Origin of the sequence: Rhodoligotrophos appendicifer, assembly GCF_007474605.1 — a bacterium.
Taxonomy (GTDB): Bacteria; Pseudomonadota; Alphaproteobacteria; order Rhizobiales; family Im1; genus Rhodoligotrophos; species Rhodoligotrophos appendicifer.
Window position 1 is genome coordinate 1 of record NZ_VHKL01000008.1, and the last position, 25,934, is coordinate 25,934.

The following is a 25,934-nucleotide window of genomic DNA, read 5'->3' on the forward strand; positions in this document are numbered from 1 at the left end:
TTGCTCCTTAGGGAAGCAGCAAAATCTTGAGTTCGCGTCTGGGGAGGCAGAACGGCAGCTCCAACTAGTGCATATCCACGAAGCTTATTTGCGCAGCGCTGTCATCACAGCGCCCTTTCGATGGCTTCCCCCGTCTGCACTAGCTCGCCGCGCTCCTACGAGACGAACCGCGTTGGTTACTCTATCCCGACGACGACAGCCTTGAGGTGCCGGCGCGTGGCTCAGAGGTCGCCATGTCCTTCCCTCTGCCAGCGTCGGAGTGTGACTTCGATGGAGGATTAACCACGCTAGCTTCGAATATCGATTTCCAAGCTGCTATGTCAGCCATTTGCCCCCTTAAGACACACGTGCGGGCTCAGTTTGGATTCCTGGCCTTACACCTGCTACATTCTCGTAGGCGCAGGCTCGTCACTCGGCGAACGATAGCGAAGCTCACGCCACAGACGCCCGGGGGCACAGAAACCGTCCGGTCTGATGGATCCACGCCCGGAAGGCGCTGCCGGTAAGCGTCAGTGCTGGCTGTCGCAGTGGGGGAGCTAGGTCAGCCTGTCTAATGCTCAATCTGTTCCACGCTGCCTCGGCAGAAACCATACCCATCATCGCGACTGGCAAAAACAGACAGATCCTGCTAGATCAGAGCAACTGGGCGAAAGTAACGAAATTGCCGGTTGATCTTTAGGCATGGCTGTGAGCGATTTTCCAATGCATCGACCCGTGCTCCAATGAAGATCAAAAGTAAAAATGTCGGAATTTCTCAACGACCAGCTTGATTTTATTTTCTTCTTCTATGGGTTAGCATTCCTGCTCCTGGGCGCTACCAGTTCGGCGATCGCCCGACGACGCGCTGACGAGCGTCACTGGACGCTCCTCGCGGCCTTCGGTCTGGTGCATGGCTTGGCCGAATGGCTCGACCTCAGCGCCTTGATCCTCGGAGACTCGGCTGAGTTTGCCGCCGTCCGCATTAGCGTAATGACCGCGTCCTTCGTGTTTCTCGCAGAGTTCGGCAGGCTTCAAATGGCTGGCCGTAACTGGATCCCAGGGCGGTGGGTCTATCTGCCAATCTTAGGTCTGATCGCTCTGGTCGGATATTCGGGTGGGCTTGTGGAGGCGGGTACCGCCTCGCGCTACACCCTGGGCTTCTTCGGATCCTTGTCGGCGACCGTAGCTCTTTCGATTCACGCGAGCCGCTTAACCGGCTCGGGACGGGCCTATTCACGGGCCGCGTCAATTGGCTTCGCGCTCTATGCTGTTGCAGCAGGAGCAATCGTACCGGCGGCACCCTTCTGGCCGGCGAACGTCGTCAATTATAACGCTTTCAGCGAACTTACGGGAGTTCCTATTCAGCTCGTTCGTGGCCTCCTCGCGTGTTGGATCGCATCGGCAGTGTGGGCAATATGGGGACAGCAGCTTGCCTCCGAGGTTCTGTCCGGAAGTTTCTCGGCCTACCTACGCAGACAGTTCATCTGGACCGTGTGTATCATATCCGCGATCCTGCTCTCGGGCTGGACGTTGACGGAATGGTTGGGTGACATCTACCGCCACAACGTCCAAATTGAAGCTGAAGGCGATATTGAGCTCCTTGCGAGCCGCTTTGCAGGCGAACTCAATACCGCGGATGCGTTGGTTAAAACATTGGCTGCGAGTCCCTCGACGCAGGAGGCGCTGGAGCGAGGGGATGAACCCGCACTGACTCGAGCGCGCGCGATGCTGGACCTGCACGTGGTGGCCGGCAGCGCAGAGGCGGGGTACCTTCTAAATGAGGATGGAGGAGCCATCGCAGTGTCTGGCGTGCTGGCTCAACGGCCGTCGGCTGCCATGCTGGAGAGAAGCTACGACAAAAAGGGTTCCGCACTGTCCGGCTTTGTCTGCGATGCGGTCACACGTTCGACTGTCTACTACACGAGGCGCGGCATCACCGATGATAAGGCTCGTCCTATTGGCACGGCGGTGCTCATGGTCTCGGTGGAAGCGTTCGGAAAGGATTTAGAGGGGCTGAATCGACCCTATTACTTCGTCGATCCGAATGGCATCGTGGCAATGTCAAACTTGCGCAGGTCTCAGCATCGCACGCTCTGGCCGATCAGCCCAAGCAAGCAGAGTGCGCTAACCGCCCGCTTTGGCTCTTTAGACCCTCGTCCGATCTCCCGCGAAGAAATCAAGGATGCGACCTGGACGGAAATCTCCGGCTCACGTGAGTACGTTCGCAGACAGTTCATTGCCGACAGTGACTGGTCGCTGATCATCCTCAAACCCACACGTGAGATCTTTGCAACTCGCTTTGTCGGGATCATCATCACACTACTCGTAACGATCGTCGCGCTAATTTATCTCCTCGGGAAGGAGCGCTGGATGCACGAAGGGGCTCAGCTTGAAGCCCAGTCGAAGCTCCGAGATATCGCCCGTGATCTCAACATCAAAGCGACTACAGACCCGCTGACTGGGCTCTCAAACCGATTGCGACTGAACGACATACTTCCCCACGAGATGGCGCGAGTTGATCGCACCGACAGCGCGCTCTCTGTCGTGATGTATGACATCGATCGCTTCAAGGCGATCAACGATAGGTTTGGCCACAACACTGGCGACAAAGTGCTCACAGAGCTCTCCGGTACCGTGAGGACTTCACTGCGGGCTTCCGATTATCTTATTCGATGGGGTGGAGAGGAGTTCCTGCTCGTCCTGCCAGACACAAACACGGAAGAGGCCCGGCATGTCGCGGAAACGCTTCGTAAGTTGATCGCGAACAAGCGCATCAATGAAGTCGGCGAAGTGACGAGCAGCTTCGGGATTGCCGAATATGCGCCGGGAGAAGCGATGGCCGATCTAATTGCTCGGGCGGACCAAGCGCTCTATCGGGCGAAATCTGCCGGCCGCAATCAGGTCGCGGTTGCTCCACCGCCACGCCACCGCCGTAGCGCGTAGCCGCTACCGCTCACACCAGAAGATTTCCTATCGCCCTGGAAACGGAATGCAGAAGCCCGAGCCGCGCAACGCTGCGCAGGAACTATCACCTCCCGAGAGTTATACATCCCGTGTGGGCATGCGCCCTTCTTCCTTCTACCAGCATTTTCGGAGGGTCACTTCGCCCGCCAGCACCGTGGCGTATGCAGTGGGGTATGAACGCGTGCTGCAGTTCACCCGCGAATATCGCCGGCTGTTTGGAACGCCGCCTGTTCACGACATCAAACAGGCCAAGGGCCGAATACCATCGCCGCCTGATAACGAGCCCTAAAAAGCCGACAGCCTTCGCCGGATTTGAGGACATTTCGACTCACTTCAGGGAGAGCGCGGCCTCGCGCGGTGGCCTTATCCAGTTCCAGTGCAAAAGCAGTCTTTGTAGCTAGACGGCACTCTCGAGAAGCGTGGTGTCTCAATCACCCCTCACGTTCGAGATCACCTTTCATCAAGCCGTCCACCCTCGTGTCGCTCGGTGGCGCAGCGCTGCCTTCCCGGCCGGCCCGCGATTGGTATCTGGGCAGTGACCAGTTCCAACGTAAAGCCGCAAATCGAATAGTGGCAGCTGCGGCCAGGCCGCTCCCCAGACAAGCCTCTCGCGGTAAGCTCAAAATGGACAAAATTACAAACAGACAAGCACCGGCAAGCGCGGCGGTTACATAGACTTCACGGCGGAGAATAACAGGACTTTCGCCGCCGAGTATGTCCCGAATGATCCCTCCAAAGGTGGCAGTGACAACACCCATGGCGATGGCGACTATTGGGTTTGCACCGACAGCTAGGGCTGTTTCCGCGCCAGTGACCGCGAATACCGCCACGCCAATGGCGTCTACCCATAGCAACAGCCGGTAGCGAGATTGAGGAATGTGGGCGACGAAGAAAGTCACCCCGGACACTAGGATGCAAACAACAAGATATGAGGGGTCGGCTATCCAGAATATGGGAAACACCCCGAGCAGCGTGTCGCGGATGGTCCCGCCCCCGATACCCGTTGCAGTTCCAAGGAGAATGAACCCCACGATATCCATCTCCTTGCGCGAGGCCACAAGGGCTCCGGTCATCGCAAAGGCAACAATCCCGACCCAGTCCAGAATAGAGGTAAAAGCATCGAACATCACGTGAAAGGACCTGGTTGCTGATGTTAGTTTGATCAGGCGCCACGACGCTATCCGTCTCCATTCCCCTCTTTGCAAGCCATCTCTGTGAACTCCGGTTCTGCCCCCAGTCACTGGAGGACCAGGGTCCCCCCGTCTGCTCAAGAGGCGAAGGCCGCCGCCTTTGGGGCTGGATGATCCGCCCTACCGTATTGTCCCAGATCGTCTGCCGACGAGCGTGCTCCGGATCCAGCTTCCATGTTCTCCCATAAACACGCCGCGAAAAAATACCCTGTAGCTTTGTTTGTCCAACAGGCCATGGCACTGGTAAGCGCGTCGGGGAACATGGGAAGCAGATGCAGAAGAGTCGCATGAACCGGATGGATCGGCCTCAAGTCTTCTTGGGAGAATACGGCGGCCATAAGATCTCTCCAGCGAGCGTTGGCCTTCTAACCGATGGCTGGTCGCTGGGTAAGATCTTAAGACTAGCTCACCCCTGCCAATGGTCCAGTATCATGATCGAGGTTGACTTTCCGTCCACGGCGTCCCACGTTCTCGCCATGTTTTCAAAGTGCTCCATTCTTCTCATAGAGCGGGTGTGCCCTATCGCAGGCCACTGACCCCCTCCGGCCCGGACGCGTCGCGTCGCGGGCGAGGGGCATAGCTTCCTTGGCTGCGGATGCAGCGGGACAGCAGACTGCGACTAAAATCCAGAACTCGATCGTGCCGGCGGCGTTTTAACACCCTCGGCAGCATTTCATGGAGGCCATGATGGCTCCCGAAGGCACTAGACGTGACAAACCCATGATCAAGATGATCCAATCCGACCACGACCGGTTATCCCGGCTAGCGGAGTCGTATTCCGCCACCAACCCCGCAGTCGCTGAGCAGCTTTTCATCGAGCTCGAGCGCGCCCGCCTAGTTGACGACGCACGGATCTCAGCTAACTTCGTCCGTATGGGGTCCACCCTGCGCTTTACCACCAACAGCGGCGAAGATAGAACTGTTACGCTGGTCTTCCCAGGCGAAGCCGATATCGCAGAAGGCAAGATCTCGATTCTAACTCCGATTGGCGCGGCCCTGATTGGACTCTCGGCTGGCCAGTCCATCGACTGGACTGCGCGAGACGGACGTTCCCATCGGCTTACAGTTGAGAACGTGGAACCAATGGCCCCGGCAAATCCAGGCGACAAGGCCTACCAGCAATTGCTAACTGCCTGACCTGTGCGCGCCGCAGCTTGTTACCAACATCCTTGCTCATCAGATGGAGACTGCACGCCATCGCGCGCTTAGGTTAGACGCAGTGTCTCCTCTAATTGGCGCGCCTCGACTGCATGCCCGAACAGGAAGCCTTGCCCGAGGTCGCACCCCTGCTCGGCAAGCTGCCTCGCCTGCTGTTCGGTTCTATACCTTCGGCTACCGTCGCTTTACCGAGCCGCCGCGCGAGATCGATTACCGCGCCAACGACGTGGTTCGCCAGATCAGGAGCTGCCAGGGTTCGAGCTGCACGGTCTCGGTCTCCATCATAATGACCGACGACCTCGTCTCCTGCCGAACGACCGATCTGGTCACCGAAATCTGGGCGATCATGAAGGAACGCCGCTTGAAGGAGGCGCTCCCGGTGCTGCGGGACCAGTTGGTGCGAACTGCACTTCTGGCTTCTGGCCGGTCGCTATGGGGCGGCCATTCGCGCGCTCGGCATTGCGGATAGCTATGACAAGCGGATCGGTCAGGCGGTGGCGCTTATCCGGGAGGGCTATGCCCAACCCTTGCGGATGGAGCAACTCGCCGAGGCCCGTCCGTCTTTGTGATTACGGCCGACAGGCGTCCATCCCTGGGGTTGTCGAACATCGACCTCCTGATCGTCTGTGGGTCTGGAGCCTGGCAGACTCGATGAGCGGGGCGTCGTTGGAAATGGTGACGAGCCTGCCGCGTGCGGTGGGCACCATCTGATCTATGAACATTCTTGGATCCTCTCAGCGGCTTCCCGCATGCATGTAAGCTTCGCCGCCAGCTGCCGACCGCGATGCGAAGGAGGGGTATATCCGCGGCCGGCGTGCTCATGTCAGAAATGAACCGCGTGCAGGCTAGCCAGTTCGTACCCTCGATACGCGTCGCGCAGGAACCGCACACGTCTTCGCGGCACGAGCGGCGCAAGGCAATCGTCGGGTCAACCTTGTTCTTTATCCAGACGAGGGCTTGATGGGGTCGTAGTAGTAGGAAGCCTTGCGGTCCTCGGTCGGCTCGGGCTCGTAGAACCGGGAAAGGACCGGGTAGAGCAGTCCTCCTGCGAAGAGAATCACCCGCAGGCCGTGACCTCCAAGGGCGCCGTTCCTGCCGAGCGCGGCCATCGCAATCCCGGCGGCGGACAGCATTACAAGGACGACCGCCGCATATTACCGTTCGGTGGAACTGAGTTTCTCGATCATGATGCCCTCTGCAAGTCGATCACGCTTGCTCGGAAGTCTTGCCCATGAGGCCAAGCAGCTCTGCCAGAGCTTCCCTGTTCCCGGCGATGTCCGCCAGCGAATAGTCGTCGAAGACGGACAAGAATGCCTCGACCGCTTTCCTGACAACCCTCTTCAGCCGGCAGTCGGGAGATATCGCGCAGGTACCGCCCTCGAAGCGCATGCACTCAACCAGCCCGAAATCGTCCTCGATCTGCCGCACGACATCCCCGAGGTTGATCTCCTCCGGCTTCCTTGCAAGCGCGATCCCACCGGAACGCCCGCGCACGGTCGTCAGGTAACCGAGACGTCCGAGGCGCAGGACCACCTTGAGAAGATGGTTGCGCGAGATGTCGTAGCTGTCAGAGACATCCGACACACGCGTCGCCTTCCCTGTGTTGACCGCCAGGTAGATGAGCACGCGCAGCGCATAGTCGGTATGGTACGTCAGGCGCATGCCACCTCCTGCGATCCATCCCGCGCCGGGCGTTCGAGCCTGAAGAACATCGCCAGGATGAGGCTCCTGGCAATTCGCTCGGCCCGGTTGATGAAGGTAGCAGCTACCCCGGGAGGACAGGTTTCCTCAGCGGTTGCGCGGAAGTAGCGAAGCCAGATCTCGAAATCCTCCTCGCGCACCTGGTTCAGTTTCAGGTGGGCGGGCACGGGCCGGCCGCTGTAGGAGCCGTCCTTCAGGATCACAGAGCACCAGAAGTCCGTCATCTTCTCAAGATGCGGCTCCCAATTGTCCTCGACGACCGCGGCGAAGATCGGCCCGAGCCGCTGGTCACGGCGCACCCGTCCGTAGAAGTCGCGCACTAGGCGGCCGATGAAGTCGCGATCAACGTCCGGATGAACGACCGGGCGTTCATCCACTGGTGGCGGGAGTTGGGCGGCAGGCCGGCTCATCATTGTAGTATCTCCAATGCCACTTTTAACGAGATGCGGCTTCGAATGGAAGTGCCATCGTCGTCGCGGTCTTCTCCGCTATCTTTGCGCACGGACAATGATGGCATTCTATCATTCAGTAGGTTCCGCTCTTGGGGAGAGTCGTCGCTGTTTCGGACATCACGCGCTCCCCTTCCGGGAGGCCAGGGTGGCCGCGGTCGCGCCGTAAGTGGCAAAATCAGCGATATCCTGGAACAGGCCCGCGATCTCGTCGAAGGCACTGCGATCCGGCTCGTCAGGCATGAAATCGTCCAGTTCCAGTGACCACGCGGCTTCGGGGCCGGATCGGCGCACCGCTTCGATGCGGCCTCCTCGCGGTAGCGGGTCAGGCATCGCACGGAAGGGTTGCGGTGATCGTTTGCCGCCGCCGTGAGGGTCCCCGCCGAAAGGCACACCGGCAGCCAAGCTCGCGGGCACGGGAGCCGCCGAGACGAGTTCGGGAGGATGACGGCCAAGGTCCCGGCGGCGACACCCTCGAGCACTGCCTGACGACGCGTGAACATGATGGTTCTCCTTGCAAGACTTCGTTGGCGACAAGGAGAGCCTACGCCTGCTCACAGACGCGTTCTTTGTGCATCTGCAAACAGGCCGATTTATTGCCGGGGCGCATCCTCGCCTTCACCTCTAGTGTCGTTGCGAGACCATTCACGTGTGGGAACCTGTGCGATCGTCCCGGGCGCGGCAACCCAACAAAAGCCACGCGGAAAATCTTTGCCGGCATCTTTGAAAGAGGCCAGAACGCGTGTATTCCCAATCTCCTACCTTCTGTCTCGAAGGGTTGCTTGGACTAGCGGGCTGCGAGGCCCCTTTCGGGTATGTCAGCTTTCAGGAGCAGGGGCATCCGCCCCGAATGGCCGGGTTGAGCGCAAATACGCCAGTGCTGGAGCCGCACGCAGATCAACTGGAGCGCTGCGGTAGAGATGGTGAAGAGTTGCAAAGCAGATCACTCGGCTCCTGCCACCCCCCTCCGTACATCACCACAGAACCCTTGCCACCCCTGCCCGCTTGCTCTCGCAGTCGGCGATCTAGACCAGCGCCTTCGCCTAGCAGCTCCTTGGCGTAATCGCCCGACTTGATCTCAGGTCCGAGGCGTTTTTCCTACCGATGCGAGCCCACCCGCTTTATCCTGAGCAGGCTGATTCCCAGCGGCCATCTAACTAGCGGGCTTCTCGCGGCGAAGGCGATCCTCAACCGGGTCGACGGGCCGCAGAGGCGACGCGAATGCTGCGGCCATGCCGGGCAGAAGATCCGTCCCCGCCACGTTGCCTAAGCGCTGGCCGATATCGAGGCGCAGCCTGGGCTGCGACTTGGCAGCCTCGAGATCGATGCGCGCATTCCGTCCAGTCCGATGATCGCGGGTCCGCGGATCTTGACCTCAGCAAACCACTGCGACACGCTTCCCGGCGTCACTTTAGAAAGCCCCGCAAGCTCGCCCTTCGAGACGATGCCAGGGTCATTGGCTTTGCTCACGCTGAAAATCGGCCTCGTGTTTAGAGGTAAAGTCAGATGTTTAGGCTTCTGAAAAGCCGTCAGACTGGCGAACACTCACCGCCCGAATTACCCGATGGCAGCCAGTTCTCCAGGGGCCCCTCCACCGCATCGTGGGGAGGGCCTGCTCGATCAAGGCTGGATCAGGCGCGATCCGTTCAGGCGGATCGAGCAGGCGACGATGCCGAGGAAGTCGAAGCGCGGCGTGTCGTTCACCGTCGGCACGAAGATCAGCACCGACACGATCCTGCTTCTCGGTCCAGGGCTCGCTCACCAGCCATTTCGCAAGCGGCTGGCTAGTTTCAACTAAATGGTGTGAAAAGCTATGGAACATTCCTCTAGGCGATAGCATCCCCCCCTTCTCTGCGTGATCCACGATCAGCCAGTAATCGTTGCGAGGCAGCTTCCGAGCCCAGGCATCGACGGCAACCGCGTCCTCGTGCACCTGCAGCCAGCCATTGATCAGACCGCCGCGGCGCTCGGCCATGCACAGCGAGGACCGCTCATGCCGCAGCGACCAATCCTCGGTACCACCGGCCGCAGCCCGCACGCATTCGTCCTTGTAGGCCCACACCAGCAATGACCAGGCATCGATTTCCCGCCGCAGATCCGCCTTGCGAGGGTTGCGAGGGTCATGCGAGGGTTTGGGATCAACCCTCGCAGCACTTTTTTCTTTTGATTTCAGATCGTTATAAGTCTCTTGCGAGACTTGCGAGGGTTTTTCTCCCGTGTGTGTATAGAAACTTTCCATCTATCCCTCCTCTAAGACTCTCTCATGCGTGACACGCGCGAAACCCTCGCAACCCTCGCAGAGATCCTCTAAGTCACTCGCCCGAAACGATTTTCAGCTGCGCGAGGGTTTGTTCAATCCCTCGCAAAGCCTCGCAACCCTCGCAGCATCAGGCGTCATCGGCCGGATGCGGCGGCTCAGGCGCACGGCCCTCATTCCGCGCCGGCACATCATGGCAGCCACACATCGAGCTAGCGGCGGATGCGCTCCGAGGTCTTGAGGAAGCCCTTCTGCGGCATCACCCGCCCGAAGGTCGCCTCCTTCCATGGTCTTGACCGCATTGGCATGGCACCAGGAGACGAACGCCTCATACATCTCACGGGCCTTCCTCAGCGGCCTTCGAGGCAAAATCTGTCGATCACCAGCACCGCCGGCTCTAGTACGATCCCTTAGAGTCTAAATTGCGATAATCGCGGCTTTTGGTCAATGCGATTTTCGCGATTTCATTCTGTGCGAAAATCGCAAAGATTGCGTGATGATTGAAAATGATCGGATACGTGATTGGCTTAAAGGCCAGTTGGCAAAGCGAGGCCGCGGAGCAAAGGCGGCTCTCGCAACACATTTGGGAGTGCGGCCAGATGCCATAACGAGAATGCTCAATCCCGGCGGAAAGGAAACGCGCCTCATAAAGGCGCATGAACTCTCGCGAATTGCCGAGTTTTTTGGAACACCTTTTCCGGAGCAATCTCAACGATCGCTGGCGTCCAACGCCACACTACCTCCCAGCTATCGCCCGTTCCCCGATCGGGCCCTACCAGTCTTTGGGCAGGCAGAAGGCGGCATTGACGGCCGCTTCGTGCTGAACGGTCAGCGGGTCTCTAGCGTTTTTTGTCCACCTGTTCTTGCCGATGTGGAAGGCGCCTATGCCGTGTATGTGCACGGTGACTCTATGGCGCCAAAATTCGAAGCGGGGGAGACCGTTTGGCTTCACCCTTACATGCCCGTGAAGAAGGGCGATTATGTCGTTGTCCAGCTGACGATCGAAGGAGACGAGCTGCTGCATGGATATGTCAAGCAGTTCATCACGAGAAATTCAAAACACTTGGTGCTACGGCAACTCAATCCGCCGGAAGGTGAGGAGGAAATTTTCCAATTACCCGCAAGCCAAGTCTTTTCTATTCACAAAATCGTCTTTTCGCAGCTGCTTTAAATCAACCCCTGCATAGTTTTCAAGGGTTCTCCACCGTGGGCGAATTGTGAGGTTTCTATTCCTCACAGGTAGCCGCGGGCACTCGCCACACCGAACTTTGCGGCACAAATCTCCATATGTGTGAATACCCAAGGCCTGGATCTCCCTCAGTCGGCTGATCGATATCTCGCGCTCTCGCCCGCAATCATCACACGCCACGTAGACGCTGAGGATCTCCGACAACAGCCGGCGCGCATCGGGTGGAAGCCTCTGCATGACACTCCTCTGTTCTCTTATTGTTCTCATTGATTCCCGATTTTTCCGGCGGAGTCCAGAAATTGATTCTGCCTCGAAGAAATCGAACATCTGCAAACTAAATTGCGATTACTACGGAGTCGCCGTTGACCTTTAATCGCGATTATCGCAATTTACCTTCGGTGAAACTTTATGGGTCTTGGACGAATGAACCTCAGCGTCCGCCTGTCCGTTCTTGATAAACTGCGTCACTTCGGTGCGCCGGCAAGCCCCGGCATATGGGCCGAGGTCAAAACCTATGACCGAGCCCATCCCCGCCCCAGCAAGCGCTGCTCGCTGAGTATCGGCAAGCTCGCCCTCAAGCAGACGTTCGGCCTTGGTCTGATCGTCGATGGTGACGCCGATGCCCTGCTGATCTCCTTCCGTTTCGGGCACTTCGAGCTCTGGGCTGCCCCTGATCTTCCGGAGCACGGAAATGATCAGCAATTTGATCGATGTGGGTGATAAGAGGATGGCACTTAAGGCCGCCGACCTCCGAGCGTCAACGCTGCCGCGCCGCGGACTGCACAGGACGGAGGCGGCTGTCTATGTCGGCTTGAGCCCATCGAAGTTTGATGAGCTGGTGGCCGATGGTCGGATGCCAAAAGCCAAGCGGATCGACAGCCGCAATGTCTGGGATCTCAGAGCCCTGGACATGTACTTCGATGCGCTGCCTGATGAGAACGTCGCCAACACGTGGGAGGACGTGGCGTGATCAGGCTAAAGTACATCCACAAGTTCAGGGACCGGCACAATGAGATGCGGTACTACTTCCGCCGCAATGGCATCCGCACGCCACTTCCTGGCCTTCCCGGCTCGAAAGAGTTCATGGATGCTTACGCAGTCGCCCTAAAAGATCAGCCCGCTCCCAAGGTAGATCCTAGGCCCGTGGTGCGCCCAGGCACTTTCTCTGCCCTGGCCATCCGCTACTTCGGCTCACCGCAATACCGCAATTTGGCGGTCAGCAGCCGCATAAACTACAAGCGCGTCATAGATAGCTTTCTCGTCGAGCACGGCCACAGGCTTGTCTCCGAGATGTCGCGCGAGCATGTCGACATCATTGTAGGGAAGCTTGCATCCAAGCCAGGGGCTGGAATAGTCCTGCTGAAGCGACTGCGGACGCTTGTCAGGTACGCGGTATCTCTCGGATGGATCGGCAAGGATCCGACAGCGGGCGCCACCAGCTATAGATCAACAGAAATTCACACATGGTCCGAGGAACAGATAGCCCACTATGAGCGATATTGGGCGATTGGAACCAGAGAGCGCCTGGCATTCGCACTCCTGCTTTACACCGGTCAGCGCGGCTCCGACACACACCGCATGACCTGGTCGGATATCGCCGGCGACACTATACGCGTCTCCCAACAGAAGACGGGGGAGAAGCTGGAAATCCCCCTACATCCCGAGCTGCAGATTGAGCTCGGCCTGGCTAAGCGCAGGCATGTGACCGTCCTTGCTACAGAGTACGGCAAGCCATTCACCGTAAAGGGTTTCGGAAACATGATCTCCGATGCCATTCGGGAAGCCGGTCTGCCACTTCAATGCCGCGCACATGGGCTTCGAAAGGCTGCCGCGAGACGGCTGGCTGAGGCGGGATGCTCCGCCAATCAGATTGCTTCCATAACCGGCCACAAGACCCTTGCTGAGGTCGAGCGCTACACCAGAGCAGCGGACCAAAAACGCCTCGCACGGCAGGCGATCGAGAAGCAAACAGGAACACCTAGTGGCAAACCCACTTTGGCAGGAGTGGCAAACCACGCTGGAGAGGGTCGGAAATGAACGGTTTCTCGAAGAGGGTGGCGCTCCCTAGGGGAATCGAACCCCTGTTTTCGCCGTGAGAGGGCGACGTCCTGACCGCTAGACGAAGGGAGCGGTCGCGCTGGCTTCGGCCTCGCGCGAGCGGGTCCTATAGCGCGGAGAGGCGGACGAAGGCAAGAGGAAAGCCGAGGCGATCAGTCGACAGTCTGTGGCGCCGGCCCTGACGAGGGGGCCAGTCTGATCCGATTGAGAACCGCTCCCGTATGCGTATTGACGACAATGAACTGGGATCCTTCCGCACTTGTCACATGCATGGCCAGGCGGTCGCCATCGAGGCTCATTGCGCTGATCGTGGAGCCCGTCGGGATCGCGAGGTCGACGACGCTCTCGGTCGGCGCCCGATCACCGGTGGTGCGGTTTGCGCCGCGAAAGGCTATGGTGGCCACGACCACTGCCAATGATGCGACGATGAGCACACCGAGGCCGATGCAGATCGCCTTCAATATGCGAACCCGGCGTGCCGAAGGTTCGGGCGGGAGGTCTTGATTGTTTATGCGAGATGATGTCGGCGACTGCATGGTCATGGAAACACACTTTCACGATTTACGACGCATCGTCGTCGACACTGCCGAGACGGGGGAAAGGCTCGACCGGATGCTCGTCGCCCATTGCGGCGACCTCAGCCGATCGCGGCTCAAAGCCTTGATCGAAGCCGGCAGGGTTACCGCTGACGGCCGCAAAATAGGCGAGGCCCGCTACCGGGTCAAATCCGGCGAGACCATCGTCCTCGACCTGCCTCCTCCGGAACCCGCAGAACCCGAGGGAGAGAACATCCCCCTGGCGGTGATCTATGAGGACGAGCAGATCATCGTCATCGACAAGCCGGCTGGCCTGGTCGTCCATCCAGGCGCCGGGCACTGGACGGGAACGCTCGTGAACGCCCTCATCGCCCATTGCGGAGAGAGCCTTTCCGGCATTGGAGGCGTCAAGCGTCCCGGCATCGTTCATCGGTTGGACAAGGACACCAGCGGGCTTCTCGTGGTCGCCAAGACGGATGCCGCCCATGCCGCGCTTTCAGCTCAGTTCGCCGCCCATGGGCGGGACGGCCGCCTCATCCGCAAATATGCAGCGATCGTCTGGGGCGTCACCGACAGGATGCGTGGCACAGTCCGCACGCAGCTCGGGAGGATGGATGCCAACCGGCAAAAAATCGGCGTCCTGCGGACGGGCGGCCGGGTTGCCATCACACATTACGAAACAATCGCTCGAGGCAGCGACGATATTGCTTCGCTCATCCAATGCAGCCTCGAAACCGGCCGAACCCACCAAATTCGCGTCCACATGGCCCATATCGGCCATCCTCTGCTGGGGGATGAGGCTTATGGAAAGGGCTTTGCGTCCCGGGCCAGCCGCTTGTCAGCCCCTGCCCGAGAGGCACTGGCAGGGCTCGCCCGGCAGGCGCTCCACGCAGAGACGCTTGGATTCCACCATCCGACGCGTGGCGACAAGCTGGAATTCAACAGCCCGTTTCCGGAAGACTTCAGAGCTTTGGCCCAATCATTACATTTAATTCACGGAACTGATCCAAACCAGACCCCGTTGCGTAGATAGTTACGACGCGTGAAAAGCGGGTCGCCTTAGGAAGGACATATACGGAACCTAGGCTGACCTTCGCGCATGATGACAGAGGACGAACGGCCTCATGGGCCGCCCCTCGGAAAGGGGACTAAATGAGCAAGCAAATGCTTCCGACTTTGACCAGCGACGGGGGACTGTCGCGGTATCTCCAGGAGATCCGCAAATTCCCGATGCTGCATCCGGATCAAGAATTCATGCTCGCCAAGAGCTGGCGCGAACACGCCGACAGCGGCGCCGCGCATAAGCTGGTGACGAGCCATCTCCGCCTCGTGGCAAAGATCGCCATGGGCTATCGCGGCTACGGATTGCCGATCTCCGAGATCGTCTCGGAAGGCAATGTCGGGCTCATGCAGGCGGTGAAGCGGTTCGATCCGGATAAGGGCTTCCGCCTGGCCACCTACGCCATGTGGTGGATCCGCGCCTCGATACAAGAGTTCATCTTGCGGTCGTGGAGCCTCGTGAAGATGGGGACCACGGCAAGCCAGAAGAAGCTGTTCTTCAACCTGCGCAAGGTCAAGGGTCAGATTCAGGCCCTCGAAGAAGGCGATCTGCGGCCGGATCAGGTGACTGAGATCGCGACCCGTCTCGGCGTGCCCGAGGAGGATGTGATCTCGATGAACCGGCGGTTGTCGGGCGATGCCTCGCTGAACGCTCCGCTGAGAGCCGAATCCGAAGGTGAATGGCAGGATTGGCTGGTCGACGACCAGGACAATCAGGAGACCCGGCTGGCCGACATGGAGGAGATGTCGGTTCGCCACGGGCTTCTCACCAATGCGATCGGCAAGCTCAACGAGCGCGAGCGGCGGATCTTCGAGGCCCGTCGCCTGGCAGAGGACCCGCTGACCCTGGAGGATCTGTCGAAAGAGTTCGGCGTCTCACGCGAGCGAATCCGGCAGATCGAGGTGCGAGCCTTCGAGAAGGTGCAGAAGGCGGTGAAGAGCGATGCCATTCGGGCCCTCACCTCCTCAGGAGAGGCGCACGCGGCGCTGGCGTAACCGTCACATCACGCAATGTTTGAAATGGCGCGTCTTCGGACGCGCCATTTTCATGTGTGCAAAGAGTAATCGTCACTTCGGGTACACGTCCAATAATGAAGCACAGAGGAATACCTTGCCTCTTGAATGTCCAAGGGCAAGGTATCGACGTACTGGTCGTATGATTGTTCAAATTTGGTGTGGGTACGAACAATATCGACGCGATACTGATCCTCTCTGGCTGCATCGTCATCCTGGCATTGCCGGTTCTTGGCGCGAACCTCATCGATGACCGCCTGAAGCGATCGCTGGCTGTTTAGCGGGTAGGTGGTGAGCTTCTGGGAATGGACGGTTTCGTCGTCGACCTGAACGCTGCTGCGGACGATCACCAACGCTGTGCCGGACTTGGCGTCAGCCCAGCTTGATTCGTCGGGTTCAGTCGTGAGGACAATCAGCGGATCTCTTTGGTTTGCCATGGCATCTCCTTGACGCGAGATCGACTTGGTCGGTGTAGGTTCGGGCCAGGAGAAGGCCTTTTTCAGGCCTTTTCACGGACACGCCACAACCTCCTTTCAGGGCGCGCGGACGATCATTCGGAGCGACGTTGCGCCTTCGTGGAATTTAGCTGGCCAGGAATCCCACTGGGCACTTGAACTCGCCACCAAACAGCGCGATATGAGCCCGTCTAGGGAGAGTGAGCGCTGGTGCTGGCGCATCGCCAGTCCCATGGAGCCTCTTCGCATGGGCATGATGTCGGCCATGGCCTCGCAGGCGCGGGACACTCGTCCCGCCGTGCTGAGATCCGGCGTGGCTGCCGATATCCCCAGCTTGGTCGCCATTGAAAATGCCGCCTTCGAAACCGACCGGATCAGCCCGCGCAGCTTCAAGGAATTGCTGAGGTCCGATTCCGCGGCGACCCGTGTGGCGGAGATCGATGGGCAGACGGCGGGATACGCGGTGGTCCTTTTCCGTCGCGGCACGTCGGTCGCGCGCCTCTATTCCATCGCGGTCGCCGAATGGGCTCGCGGCCGACATGTGGGTGAACAGCTGATGGCCGCCGTCGAAGCGTCCGCCGTCGGGCGCGATGCCCTGTTCATGCGCCTCGAGGTGCGGCCCGACAATCATGCTGCGATCGCCTTGTATCAGCGGTTGGGTTACCGCGCCTTCGGTCGTTTTCTCGACTATTATGGCGACCACTCCGACGCGTTGCGGTTCGAGAAATCGCTGTTGTCGCATGCGCCGCAGATCGCGCGTCAGGTGCCCTATTATCCGCAGAGCACCGAGTTCACATGCGGCCCTGCCGCCATGATGATGGCGATGGCAGGGGCCGGTGCGCCCGGCACCTTTACCCGGCGCGTCGAGATCAATCTTTGGCGAGAAGCCACGACCATCTTCATGACTTCGGGCCTCGGCGGCTGCGAGCCCCTGGGAATGGCCGTGGCGCTTGCGAGGCGTGGACTCAAAACGGCCGTTTTCGTAAGCAAGACAGGACCTCTGTTCCTGGACAGCGTCCGGACGCCTTGGAAGCAAGAGGTCATGACCGCGGTTCAGGAAGAGTTCCTCGAACAGGCGCAGGCGCTGCAGGTGCCGATCCACCGCTATCCATTGTCGCTCCAGGAGCTCCGGACCGCCCTCAAACGCGGGGCCACCGCGATCGTGCTCGTCAGTGCCTATCGCATGTATCACGAGCGCTATCCCCACTGGATCCTCGCCTATGATTGCGACGAGCATTTCGTGTTCGCGCATGATCCATGGGTCGACCCCGACTCCTATGAAATTGCCGTCAGCAAGGCGGCCGTCGCCATCCCGGTGGATGAGTTTGACCGCATGAGCGCGTATGGAAAGCCGCGCCTCAGAGCGGCCGTGATCGTGGAGCCCTTCGAGCGCAGATGAGTTGGCTGATCATCGTCGACCAAAACCGAGATTTCGCGAATGCGGACACCCCTCACAAGGTGATGACGTCGCGCGACTATCTCTCCCGCCCCCAGCTTTTCGGCGAAATGAAGCCGAAGATCATCAACCTGTCCCGCAACTATTCTTATCAGGCGTCGGGCTATTATTGCTCTCTGCTTGCCGAGGCCCGGGGACACCGCATCATCCCGGCCGTTGAGACGATGGTCGAGTTGTCGAAGAAGACGCTCTACAAGCACGCCCTTCCTGAACTCGAAGACGTGCTGAACCGCTGCCTTGAGAAGTCCAACGGCAATGGATGCAACGGGCGCCACGAGGCCAAGAATGGCGAGGCCGACCTCCTCGCCTGCTTCGGAATGGCCGTTGATCCCGTCCTGAGCCCCTTCAGCCGGCTGCTCTTTGACTGGTTCAGGGCTCCGATCCTGCGCGTTCAATATGAGGGCGGCGAAAAAAAGCAGATCAAGAAGATCGCGCTCGAGCCTTTGAACGCCCTCAAAGGCGGCGAGATGGACTTCCTGCGCACCGCACTCGATGCCTATACGAGGCGGGCGTGGCGCGCGGCACGGACCCGGGTACCGGCCAAATACACTCTGGCGGTCCTTTATGATCCGCAGGAGGAACTTGCGCCGTCGAAAGAGCACTCGCTGAAGCATTTCGCGAAGGTCGCGGAGAAGCACAGCTTGGAGGTCGCGCCGATCACGAAGGGTGACCTCGACCGGCTGGCAGAGTTCGACGCCCTGTTCATCCGGGAAACCACCTCCATCGACAACCATACCTATCGCTTCGCGCGACGGGCCCAGCAGGAAGGAATGCCGGTCATCGACGATCCCCAATCGATGATCCGCTGCACGAACAAAGTCTACCTCGCAGAGTTGCTCACCGCCAACAGGCTGCCGACTCCGAAGACCGTCATTGTGCAAAGCATCCGCCAAGCCGAGGAGCTTCCTGGCAAGCTCGGCTGGCCCGTCGTCCTGAAGATTCCCGACGGCTCGTTCAGTCGCGGCGTGTTCAAAACGGAGACGCCCGAGGCGCTCAAGACAAAGCTCAAGGCGCTGCTGGAGGAGTCGGATCTCGTCATTGCGCAGGAGTATATTCCGACCGCCTTCGACTGGCGGATCGGCGTCCTGGACGGCGAACCTCTTTATGCCTGCCAATACATGATGGCGCATCGCCATTGGCAGATCGTCAAGCACGAGCCCGGCAAGGCTCCGGACGAGGGTCGCTTCAAGACCCTGCCGCTCGGCGAGGTGCCGAAGGACGTCATGAAAGCCGCCGTCGAAGCCGCGAGGCTGATCGGCGACGGGCTTTATGGCGTGGACCTCAAGCAGACCGACAAGGGGCTGTACATCATCGAGGTCAACGACAATCCGGATCTCAATCACGGCATCGAGGATCTGAACGAGAAGGACGTGCTCTGGGAAAAGCTGATCAACTGGTACCTGAAGCGGCTGGAGGCTTAAGGGGGCCGTCGGCGCGCTTGAGTGGCGGATGCTCTTTGGTTGGGCTATGATTTTGGGGAACGCTTGGAGCTGCTCTGATGTCGCGGACCGACGAGAGCCAAATCAATGCTGCTGTAGAGGCCTACGTACTGGCCATGTCCACTGCCGACGAGCAGAAGCTGCGTGCGGCGTTTCACGCGTCAGCATCGATCATCGGCAACTACCAAGGGGCAGTCGAATGGCTGAGCGTCGATGCCTATGTGGGAGAGGTGATAGGGGCTGGCTTGGCACCGAACAGCAGCCCCAACTGGAAAGTCTCGTTGCTCGACATTACAGTCGATGCCGCCACGGTGAAGGTTGAGGACGAGTTCGGGGAGATGAGGTTCACCGATTATCTTTCCCTGCTCAAGATCGCCGGAGAGTGGAAGATCGTCAGCAAGCTCTACCACCTTCACATGTAGGATCGTCCCTGTCCGCGATCCTTGCTGTGGCAAATCCAGAAACTGAGGGCCGCGGAAATCGAGTCTCGGCAACATCGTTGACGTTTCCCCGACGTCGGCTTTTCACGATCCCGGTCATCCGCCTTTATGAGTTCACGGCCGGCCGTCGATCAGTTGCGGCGCGAGGGGTTGGCGGGAATCGGCAGGTCCGGGATGCGTATGAGCTGTTTGCCTGAAGCCGCCTGCCGCTTGTCCCGGTAGGACGGGTCCTGAATGTCCGTCGTCATGGTCAATCCAAACAGAACCCAGCCGCGCTCGGGATCGGCAGCGAAGGCCAAGTCGAAGGTCAGCGCGCCGGAACTCGTCTTATAGGTGCCAGCCAGCCGCAGAAGGCCGCGGCGATCCACCATCGGCTTGCGCGTCATGATCGGGTCCAGGGCCGCGAGCGAGGAGAGATTGAACCCGCCGGTGCGCCATTCCTTGAAGATGGAGGAGAGCTTCTCCACAGAGTTTTCGTCCTGGAACGGGTTGGAAGCCAGTTGCCTGAAGACAGTGTAATTCCCGGTGCGGTTCGCCTGATCGAAGGCCGTGACGGTCCCCCGTATGATGGCGATCAGCTCCCGGTCCTGAGGAATGTCCTGGGACCGTTCGATCCCTCCAGCAGTGGCAGAAACCTGGGCGAAGGTCCCTGTGCCGTGGAGCAGCCCTCCGCAGACAACCACGACGGCGATGAAAGAGCGACGCATGAAAAACTCTAACCATAGGATGAGATCGACTCATCCTATGGTTGTATTACGTCTCAATCATGACCAGAGGTTAACACACTGGCCTGCGGGCAGAGCTACATGGCGACGGCCACGCCGAACCGGTAACTCACATAACCACTCTGCGCGGAGACCCCCAATCCTGAGGATACGATCAGGTTTGGAAGCATACGGGCAGCGGCAGTGAAGGCCATGGCCTGCTTGTCTCCGAAGCCACCCATATTCGCAGAGAAGGCATATTTGTCGAAGGCCGGCAGCACGGTCGCCATCGCCATGGCCATGGCGATGCCCTCCTCGGCCCGATCCATCCGGTGATCGAGACGATCCATCCGCCCGCTCAGGATATCCATTCCATGCTCAAGCGTGCCGATGCGCGCATTGACCGGGCCGAGCGCCGCCGAGGTGAATAACTCGTTGAAGTCTCGCGCTGCAAGGTTGCCATCCTGATCGGTGGTGACGATTTTGACCTCGCCCTTCTGGGCCTCCGTCGATTTTTGCGACGTCACGCCGCGCAGGCTGTGCGTGCTGTCGGATGTTCCCAGAGCGACGTTGCCGTTGCTGACCTCCATCTGATCGGTTTTGGCCTTGATCCCCGTGATGTCATCATCATGGCCGTCCAAGCGGCTCTTATGGTTCTCGATGATCTTGCCGTGCGAATCGAGCGCCTTCCCGTTGCCGGTGAGGATCGCCTCATGCTCCGCGATGGTCGTCGTCTGGCGGCCGATCGCCTCTCCATTGGTCTTGATCTCGCCATTCAGGACGGTGATGCGCCCACCTTGCTTTTCAACCGCTCGGTGATTGACGCCGAGGCGGGTGTTCACCGCGCCGATCTTTTCGCCCTGGGTCGCCACCGCACGATCATTCACACCGAGGCGGGTGTTCACCCCGCCGATCTTTTCGCCCTGGGTCGTCACAGCACGATCGTTCACACCAAGGCGAGTGTTCACTTCGCCGATCTTGTCGCCCTGGGTCGTCACAGCACGATCATTCACACCAAGACGAGTGTTCACTTCGCCGATCTTGTCGCCCTGGGTCGTCACAGCACGATCGTTGATGCCGAGGCGGGTGTTCACCCCGCCGATCTTTTCGCCCTGGGTCGTCACAGCACGATCATTCACACCAAGACGAGTGTTCACTTCGCCGATCTTGTCGCCCTGGGTCGTCACCGCCCGATCGTTCGCACCGAGGCGGGTATTCACCGCGCCGAGCCTGTCACCCTGGGTGGTCACCGCCCGATCGTTTACTCCAAGGCGGCTATTGATCTCGCCGATCACTCCGACTTGCTTGCTCACCGCCCGGTCGTTCACACCAAGGCGAGCATTCACCGCCGCAATGCCGGGAGCGTCTCCGCCCGATTGGTCCCCCTGCCCCTTGGGCTCGGTCCCCCCACCACCGCGCTTGGCACGATTCAGGGCCTCGTCGGCCTCCCGCGCTGCGAAATCCGCCGCGTTCGCGCTGCCTTCGGCGTTGCTTTTAAAGCCTTCTGCCTCCGTCGCATAACCAGCGATCTTATCCTTGTCTTCCAAGACTCTGATCCTAGCCTCGGTGATGAAGGCCCCGTCCTGCCCTGCCGCCGTTTGGAGACGGTTCATCTCTTGCGCGGCGCTGTCGGCCCCCCTCTTCGTGGCTTCAATGTCGCGCAGATTTTCCTGGGCCATATTTGCACTGTTCACGGTGCGGCCGAGATGGTTCTGCGCCTCGTCGGCATAACCCTTCGCCCGGTTGAGTTCGGCGTTGACGGGTGCGACGGCTGAACGCGCGTTGTCGGCACTCTTCTTTGCGGCGTCCTCATACTCCTTGGTCGCCTGGGCCGAGAGCTCGGCCGCCAGGGCGTGTCGGCCCGCCTTGTCGGCGGCCTGGTTGGCTGTGCTCACGAAGCCGTCGACCTCCTGCCTCCGCGTGGACAGATCCGCCACCAGCTTGTTGGCCTCATTGGCGCGCGCTTTCACATCGTCGACAGCATCCGCGATCGAGCGGGCGTGCTGGCCAGTGTTGTCACGGATGCGCTGAAGTTCGGTTTGGAACCCCTGGAGCGTCATCCCATCTGGCAGGTTGAAGGGAGTGGCTCCGTCCTTGGCGAGGTCCGCCCTGAACTTGGCGAGGACGTCGTCATAACCGACCGCCGACAATCTACCCACCGGATCGGCGAAGACGAAGCCGTCATCCGCGCCGAGCTCTCTGCGGGCCCGATTCGACAGCCCCGGCATGACATAGGCATTCTCCGCCGTCCCAAACATGAATTGATAGTCGGCAGTCGTCTCCGCCCGGTCGCCGATCGCCACCGATCGCTGGAACCCCGCCTTGGCCTTAGGCCCGATCGCCGTCGCCGCCAGTCCTGCCTGTGCGTGGGCACCCATCGCCGTCCCGTCGTCATCGAGCGTCAAGGCGCGGAAGCCAATGGCGGTCGACCTCTTGCCCCTCAGAGACTCCTTGGTCCTGTCGGAGGCCACTGCGTCGGTCGCCAGTCCAGCCTGAGCCTCCGCGCCGATGGATGTCGACTGCTCCGCAAGCGATTTCGCGGCTTCGCCAAGGGCCGTGCCCTGGAAAGCTCGAGCTTCGGCGTTGCTGCCGACGGCCACCGTATTCTCACCGAAACTGAAGGCGGAATTGCCGATGGTGGTGGAGTTCCCGTTGCCAAAGGCATTCGAGCCCAGCACGAGGTCGTTCTGACCCAGTCTCACATTATAGCCGATGCCAAGCGCGCCCAGCGGATTGGCGACATTAAACGGTGTCGGCCCCTTTCCTTCGCGGCCATCGCAGGCCGTCGCCGTCTCGGTCGCTCCATGGCTGCCGGTGACGGTGCGGGTGATGCAAGCGAGCGGTCCGACCCGGTCCGTCGCCCCCTTGTCGGCGCGCGGGCCCGCAGATGTCTGCCCCATCGCCGCAGATGAAATGGCAATCAAGGCACTTAAGCTGGTGCCCGCCAAAAGCAACGTCGAGGCAGAGCGGTTGGTCGATCTCCTAAGAAACAGAAATCCATACGTTTCCATGACTCTTACTCTCCAATAAATTATAGGAATTTATGTAAGTTAAATAGTTGTTATGATCAGAGGATTATTTGACTGATGAAATTGATAATAATAGCGGACCATTCAAAAATTTGATCCACAAACATTTGCCGTACAGTCCATAAAAAGTCAACGGCGTCTTGTAAATACATCTCTATACTATTTAAGGTTGCATGCTTGACGATTGGTGAACGCATTCACGCGCATCGGAACTGCAGGGACATGAAAAAAGGCGGCGCGAGAAACGCACCGCCTTGGCTCCTGGGGGTCCGCAGCAAGCAGTTAGGGCCGCGATGCATGCCCGTCCGGCACATAGACCTCGGCGCCGAGCTCCATGAACTTCTCCGACATCTGAGCCATGCCCTGCGTCTGATCGTTTAGCTTGGCTGCATAGTCGCGGACGTCCTGAGTGATCTTCATGGAGCAGAATTTCGGGCCGCACATGGAGCAGAAATGCGCCACCTTGTGCGCCTCCTTGGGCAAGGTCTCATCGTGGAACTTCAGGGCCCGCTCGGGATCCAGGGACAGATTGAACTGGTCCTCCCAGCGGAAGGAGAAACGGGAGCGGGACATGGCATCGTCCCACATCTGGGCGCCCGGGTGCCCCTTGGCGAGGTCGGCGGCGTGGGCTGCGATCTTGTAGGTGATCACGCCCTCCTTGACGTCATCGCGGTTCGGCAGCCCAAGATGCTCCTTCGGGGTGACGTAGCAGAGCATGGAGGTGCCGAACCAGCCGATCATGGCCGCGCCGATCGCCGAGGTGATGTGATCGTAACCTGGCGCGATGTCGGTGGTCAGGGGGCCCAGCGTGTAGAACGGCGCCTCGCCGCATTCGCGCAGTTGCTTGTCCATGTTGATCTTGATCTTGTGCATGGGCACGTGGCCCGGCCCTTCGATCATCACCTGGCACCCTTTCGCCCAAGCCACCTGCGTCAGCTCGCCCAGCGTTTCCAACTCCGCGAATTGGGCGCGGTCATTGGCATCGGCGATCGATCCCGGGCGCAGGCCGTCGCCCAGAGAGAACGACACGTCATATTTCGCCATGAGATCGCAGATGTCGCCGAAACGCTCATAGAGGAAGCTCTCCTTGTGATGGGCGAGGCACCACTTGGCCATGATCGAGCCGCCGCGGCTGACGATGCCGGTCACCCGGTCGGCCGTCAGGTGGATGTAGCCCAGACGGACGCCGGCATGGATGGTGAAGTAATCCACCCCCTGCTCGCATTGCTCGATGAGGGTGTCCTTGTAGACCTCCCAGTCGAGTTTCACGGGATCGCCGTCGACCTTCTCCAGGGCCTGATAGAGCGGCACCGTGCCGATGGGCACCGGAGCATTGCGGATGATCCATTCGCGGGTGTTGTGGATGTTCCGACCCGTGGACAGGTCCATGACCGTGTCGGCGCCCCAGCGGATGGCCCAGACCATTTTCTCGATCTCCTCTTCCACCGAGGAGGTCACAGCCGAATTGCCGATATTCGCGTTGATCTTCACCAGGAAGTTGCGGCCGATGATCATCGGCTCAAGTTCGGCGTGGTTGATGTTGGAGGGGATGATCGCCCGCCCCCGCGCAATCTCGGAGCGCACGAATTCCGGGGTCACGAATTCCGGCAGCTCGGCGCCGAACTGCTCGCCATCGGCCAGGATCTTGCCGGCGTCCGCCAGGGCCTGCTTGCGACCGATATTCTCGCGCTCGGCCACATAGACCATCTCCTTGGTAATGATCCCGGCGCGGGCGCACTGCAACTGGGTCAGGGGCTTGGAGCCGTCGCCGATCAGCGGCCTGTGGGTCAAGGGAAAGAAGCGGGCGAGATGCTTGCCCCCGACGCCACCATTGTCCTCCGGCGTGATGGTCCTGCCGTCATAGGCGCGCACGCCGCCGCGTTCGAGAAGCCAGTCGGTGCGCTTGCGGGCGAGGCCCTGTTCAACGTCGATTGAGACCGTGGGATCGGTGAAGGGGCCGGAGGTGTCGTAGACACGCAAGGGCGATTCGTTGGCGCTGGCATGCAGCGCGATTTCGCGGAACGGTACCGCGAGATCGGTGTCGGCCGCGGGATGGGTGTAGACTTTGGTGCTGGCCGGCAGCGGCCCCGTGGTGACCGTCGGGGCCGTCAGATCGGCAGGCTTGATGGGCTTGTTCATGTCAGATCTCCTGGTCCTGTTGCACAAGGAGATCCGGGAGACAGACGTCGAGCTGGATGAACGGCGTGTTCCAGTCCCTTCGCCGGCATGACCCGGATCAGGTTCGAAGGGTTTGCTCTGGATGGAAGCGGATCAGGCTTCCGAGCATCTCAGCACCGGTTAAGGCGCACCCCTCGGAACGAGGTTTCAGTGTGGGCGATAGAGCCGCTGGAGGCAAGTCTCAAGAAAGGGAGGACTCGGACTGCCACGGACTTCCTGGACAACACAACCCAAGGTTGATATTATCCCTTCCTATTTAAATTGGCGCGTTTTAGGCGATGATCCCGTCTCAAGCTGTAACACCATTTTGCCAATAGGAGATTTTCCATGACAAGGGTTGCACCAGTTCACATTGCAGTTCAAGATAATATAAGTGGTTTTCTTATAGAAACCGACAACATCATGAATTATTTAAAATTAAACTTCGGTAATAAATACGATGAGACGCCCAACTTACTCAAAACAACCGTGTTGTCTGGAACTATAATGAATGTAACCAGAGAAATATTTTCATTTAAATTCATGGAGTGGCGCAATTGACAAACAATTGGAGTGGCAGAAAGGTTTTTTAAACAGTAGATTAAATAAAATTCCAGATAATCTGAATCAAATTAATGATTTTTTAGGGAACGTCGACGACCCGAAATTTCAAAGCATGATGAGTAATTTGTCTCAACAT

The 25,934-nt window shown here is 59.5% G+C and carries 27 protein-coding genes, 1 tRNA gene and 1 riboswitch; of the genes, 13 read left to right on the forward strand and 15 right to left on the reverse strand.

Annotation, left to right across the window (positions count from 1 at the left end):
• The first annotated feature begins 741 nt into the window (after positions 1-741).
• Together FKM97_RS17485 and FKM97_RS17490 are read left to right on the forward strand one after the other, a co-directional pair.
• Positions 742-2,922, forward strand: a complete 2,181-nt coding sequence (locus FKM97_RS17485) for a sensor domain-containing diguanylate cyclase (RefSeq protein ID WP_144293739.1) — start codon at positions 742-744, stop codon at positions 2,920-2,922.
• A gap of 46 nt (positions 2,923-2,968) precedes the next feature.
• On the forward strand, positions 2,969-3,232 hold the full coding sequence (locus FKM97_RS17490; RefSeq protein ID WP_246105140.1) for a helix-turn-helix domain-containing protein: 264 nt from the start codon (positions 2,969-2,971) through the stop codon (positions 3,230-3,232).
• Between the two features lie 142 nt (positions 3,233-3,374).
• On the opposite strand, the gene FKM97_RS17495 is transcribed toward FKM97_RS17490, so the two are convergent.
• Entirely contained in the window at positions 3,375-4,070 is a 696-nt protein-coding gene (locus FKM97_RS17495) for a trimeric intracellular cation channel family protein (RefSeq protein WP_144293740.1), read from the reverse strand.
• Between the two features lie 783 nt (positions 4,071-4,853).
• On the opposite strand from FKM97_RS17495, the gene rnk reads away from it, so the two are divergent.
• Together rnk and FKM97_RS26575 are read left to right on the forward strand one after the other, a co-directional pair.
• Entirely contained in the window at positions 4,854-5,270 is a 417-nt protein-coding gene (gene rnk, locus FKM97_RS17500; protein WP_246105141.1) for a nucleoside diphosphate kinase regulator, read from the forward strand.
• A gap of 82 nt (positions 5,271-5,352) precedes the next feature.
• Positions 5,353-5,760 carry a CBS domain-containing protein gene (locus FKM97_RS26575; protein ID WP_205015146.1) on the forward strand — a complete coding sequence of 136 codons (408 nt, stop codon included), beginning with the start codon at positions 5,353-5,355 and terminating at the stop codon, positions 5,758-5,760.
• A 32-nt stretch (positions 5,761-5,792) separates the two neighbouring features.
• Here the strand turns inward: FKM97_RS26575 and FKM97_RS27245 are convergent, their stop codons facing one another.
• The 7 genes from FKM97_RS27245 to FKM97_RS17540 form a co-directional block, all read right to left on the reverse strand.
• The gene (locus tag FKM97_RS27245; protein ID WP_246105142.1) at positions 5,793-6,206 is read right to left on the reverse strand and encodes a 2Fe-2S iron-sulfur cluster-binding protein; all 414 of its coding nucleotides are present in this window, start codon (positions 6,204-6,206) and stop codon (positions 5,793-5,795) included.
• A gap of 26 nt (positions 6,207-6,232) precedes the next feature.
• Positions 6,233-6,400 (reverse strand): hypothetical protein, encoded by a 168-nt coding sequence (locus FKM97_RS17515; RefSeq protein ID WP_205015148.1) that lies wholly within the window; start codon positions 6,398-6,400, stop codon positions 6,233-6,235.
• Positions 6,401-6,497: 97 nt separating this feature from the next.
• On the reverse strand, positions 6,498-6,953 hold the full coding sequence (locus tag FKM97_RS17520) for an Rrf2 family transcriptional regulator (protein WP_144293742.1): 456 nt from the start codon (positions 6,951-6,953) through the stop codon (positions 6,498-6,500).
• Complete coding sequence (locus FKM97_RS17525; protein ID WP_144293743.1) at positions 6,944-7,405, reverse strand: group III truncated hemoglobin; 462 nt, start codon at positions 7,403-7,405, stop codon at positions 6,944-6,946. Before FKM97_RS17525 ends, FKM97_RS17520 begins: the two co-directional genes overlap by 10 nt.
• Before the next feature lie 156 nt (positions 7,406-7,561).
• Positions 7,562-7,858, reverse strand: a complete 297-nt coding sequence (locus FKM97_RS17530; protein ID WP_144293744.1) for a hypothetical protein — start codon at positions 7,856-7,858, stop codon at positions 7,562-7,564.
• 849 nt (positions 7,859-8,707) lie between these two features.
• Complete coding sequence (locus FKM97_RS17535) at positions 8,708-8,911, reverse strand: hypothetical protein (RefSeq protein ID WP_144293745.1); 204 nt, start codon at positions 8,909-8,911, stop codon at positions 8,708-8,710.
• Between the two features lie 40 nt (positions 8,912-8,951).
• Complete coding sequence (locus FKM97_RS17540) at positions 8,952-9,680, reverse strand: hypothetical protein (RefSeq protein ID WP_144293746.1); 729 nt, start codon at positions 9,678-9,680, stop codon at positions 8,952-8,954.
• 514 nt (positions 9,681-10,194) lie between these two features.
• Here FKM97_RS17540 and FKM97_RS17545 point away from each other — a divergent pair.
• Positions 10,195-10,869 (forward strand): S24 family peptidase, encoded by a 675-nt coding sequence (locus tag FKM97_RS17545; RefSeq protein WP_144293747.1) that lies wholly within the window; start codon positions 10,195-10,197, stop codon positions 10,867-10,869.
• Positions 10,870-11,256: 387 nt separating this feature from the next.
• On the opposite strand, the gene FKM97_RS17555 is transcribed toward FKM97_RS17545, so the two are convergent.
• Entirely contained in the window at positions 11,257-11,538 is a 282-nt protein-coding gene (locus tag FKM97_RS17555; RefSeq protein WP_144293748.1) for a hypothetical protein, read from the reverse strand.
• A gap of 40 nt (positions 11,539-11,578) precedes the next feature.
• Between FKM97_RS17555 and FKM97_RS17560 the strand changes: the two genes are divergently transcribed.
• Together FKM97_RS17560 and FKM97_RS17565 are read left to right on the forward strand one after the other, a co-directional pair.
• A complete protein-coding gene (locus FKM97_RS17560) occupies positions 11,579-11,857 on the forward strand; it encodes a helix-turn-helix transcriptional regulator (protein WP_428977916.1) in 279 nt (92 codons plus the stop codon).
• Positions 11,854-12,924: a tyrosine-type recombinase/integrase gene (locus FKM97_RS17565; protein WP_144293749.1), complete on the forward strand. Its 1,071-nt coding sequence runs from the start codon at positions 11,854-11,856 to the stop codon at positions 12,922-12,924. The genes FKM97_RS17560 and FKM97_RS17565 overlap by 4 nt, the downstream gene beginning before the upstream one ends.
• A gap of 18 nt (positions 12,925-12,942) precedes the next feature.
• Here FKM97_RS17565 and FKM97_RS17570 read toward each other — a convergent pair.
• Both FKM97_RS17570 and FKM97_RS17575 read right to left on the reverse strand, forming a co-directional pair.
• Positions 12,943-13,017: transfer RNA gene (locus FKM97_RS17570), tRNA-Glu, on the reverse strand.
• Positions 13,018-13,097: 80 nt separating this feature from the next.
• Positions 13,098-13,406 (reverse strand): hypothetical protein, encoded by a 309-nt coding sequence (locus FKM97_RS17575; RefSeq protein ID WP_144293750.1) that lies wholly within the window; start codon positions 13,404-13,406, stop codon positions 13,098-13,100.
• A gap of 49 nt (positions 13,407-13,455) precedes the next feature.
• Here FKM97_RS17575 and FKM97_RS17580 point away from each other — a divergent pair, with 49 nt between their 5' ends.
• Positions 13,456-14,514 carry an RluA family pseudouridine synthase gene (locus tag FKM97_RS17580; RefSeq protein WP_428977919.1) on the forward strand — a complete coding sequence of 353 codons (1,059 nt, stop codon included), beginning with the start codon at positions 13,456-13,458 and terminating at the stop codon, positions 14,512-14,514.
• Between the two features lie 119 nt (positions 14,515-14,633).
• Positions 14,634-15,536 (forward strand): RNA polymerase sigma factor RpoH, encoded by a 903-nt coding sequence (gene rpoH / locus FKM97_RS17585; protein ID WP_144293751.1) that lies wholly within the window; start codon positions 14,634-14,636, stop codon positions 15,534-15,536.
• A gap of 50 nt (positions 15,537-15,586) precedes the next feature.
• On the opposite strand, the gene FKM97_RS17590 is transcribed toward rpoH, so the two are convergent.
• Complete coding sequence (locus FKM97_RS17590; protein WP_144293752.1) at positions 15,587-15,991, reverse strand: hypothetical protein; 405 nt, start codon at positions 15,989-15,991, stop codon at positions 15,587-15,589.
• Positions 15,992-16,256: 265 nt separating this feature from the next.
• Between FKM97_RS17590 and FKM97_RS17595 the strand changes: the two genes are divergently transcribed.
• From FKM97_RS17595 to FKM97_RS17605, 3 genes are all read left to right on the forward strand, one after another.
• On the forward strand, positions 16,257-17,408 hold the full coding sequence (locus FKM97_RS17595; protein ID WP_205015150.1) for a GNAT family N-acetyltransferase/peptidase C39 family protein: 1,152 nt from the start codon (positions 16,257-16,259) through the stop codon (positions 17,406-17,408).
• Entirely contained in the window at positions 17,405-18,886 is a 1,482-nt protein-coding gene (locus tag FKM97_RS17600) for a RimK family ATP-grasp domain-containing protein (RefSeq protein WP_144293754.1), read from the forward strand. The genes FKM97_RS17595 and FKM97_RS17600 overlap by 4 nt, the downstream gene beginning before the upstream one ends.
• A gap of 77 nt (positions 18,887-18,963) precedes the next feature.
• Positions 18,964-19,326 carry a nuclear transport factor 2 family protein gene (locus FKM97_RS17605; RefSeq protein WP_144293755.1) on the forward strand — a complete coding sequence of 121 codons (363 nt, stop codon included), beginning with the start codon at positions 18,964-18,966 and terminating at the stop codon, positions 19,324-19,326.
• Positions 19,327-19,475: 149 nt separating this feature from the next.
• Here the strand turns inward: FKM97_RS17605 and FKM97_RS17610 are convergent, their stop codons facing one another.
• The 3 genes from FKM97_RS17610 to thiC all read right to left on the reverse strand — a co-directional run bounded on the left by FKM97_RS17610 (position 19,476) and on the right by thiC (position 25,216).
• Positions 19,476-20,051 carry a hypothetical protein gene (locus FKM97_RS17610; protein WP_144293756.1) on the reverse strand — a complete coding sequence of 192 codons (576 nt, stop codon included), beginning with the start codon at positions 20,049-20,051 and terminating at the stop codon, positions 19,476-19,478.
• 95 nt (positions 20,052-20,146) lie between these two features.
• Positions 20,147-23,059 carry a hypothetical protein gene (locus FKM97_RS17615; RefSeq protein WP_144293757.1) on the reverse strand — a complete coding sequence of 971 codons (2,913 nt, stop codon included), beginning with the start codon at positions 23,057-23,059 and terminating at the stop codon, positions 20,147-20,149.
• Between the two features lie 300 nt (positions 23,060-23,359).
• Positions 23,360-25,216: a phosphomethylpyrimidine synthase ThiC gene (gene thiC / locus FKM97_RS17620; protein ID WP_144293758.1), complete on the reverse strand. Its 1,857-nt coding sequence runs from the start codon at positions 25,214-25,216 to the stop codon at positions 23,360-23,362.
• A gap of 56 nt (positions 25,217-25,272) precedes the next feature.
• Positions 25,273-25,400: riboswitch (TPP riboswitch) on the reverse strand.
• A gap of 182 nt (positions 25,401-25,582) precedes the next feature.
• Here thiC and FKM97_RS17625 point away from each other — a divergent pair.
• Positions 25,583-25,795, forward strand: a complete 213-nt coding sequence (locus FKM97_RS17625) for a hypothetical protein (RefSeq protein ID WP_144293759.1) — start codon at positions 25,583-25,585, stop codon at positions 25,793-25,795.
• Positions 25,796-25,934: the final 139 nt, after the last annotated feature.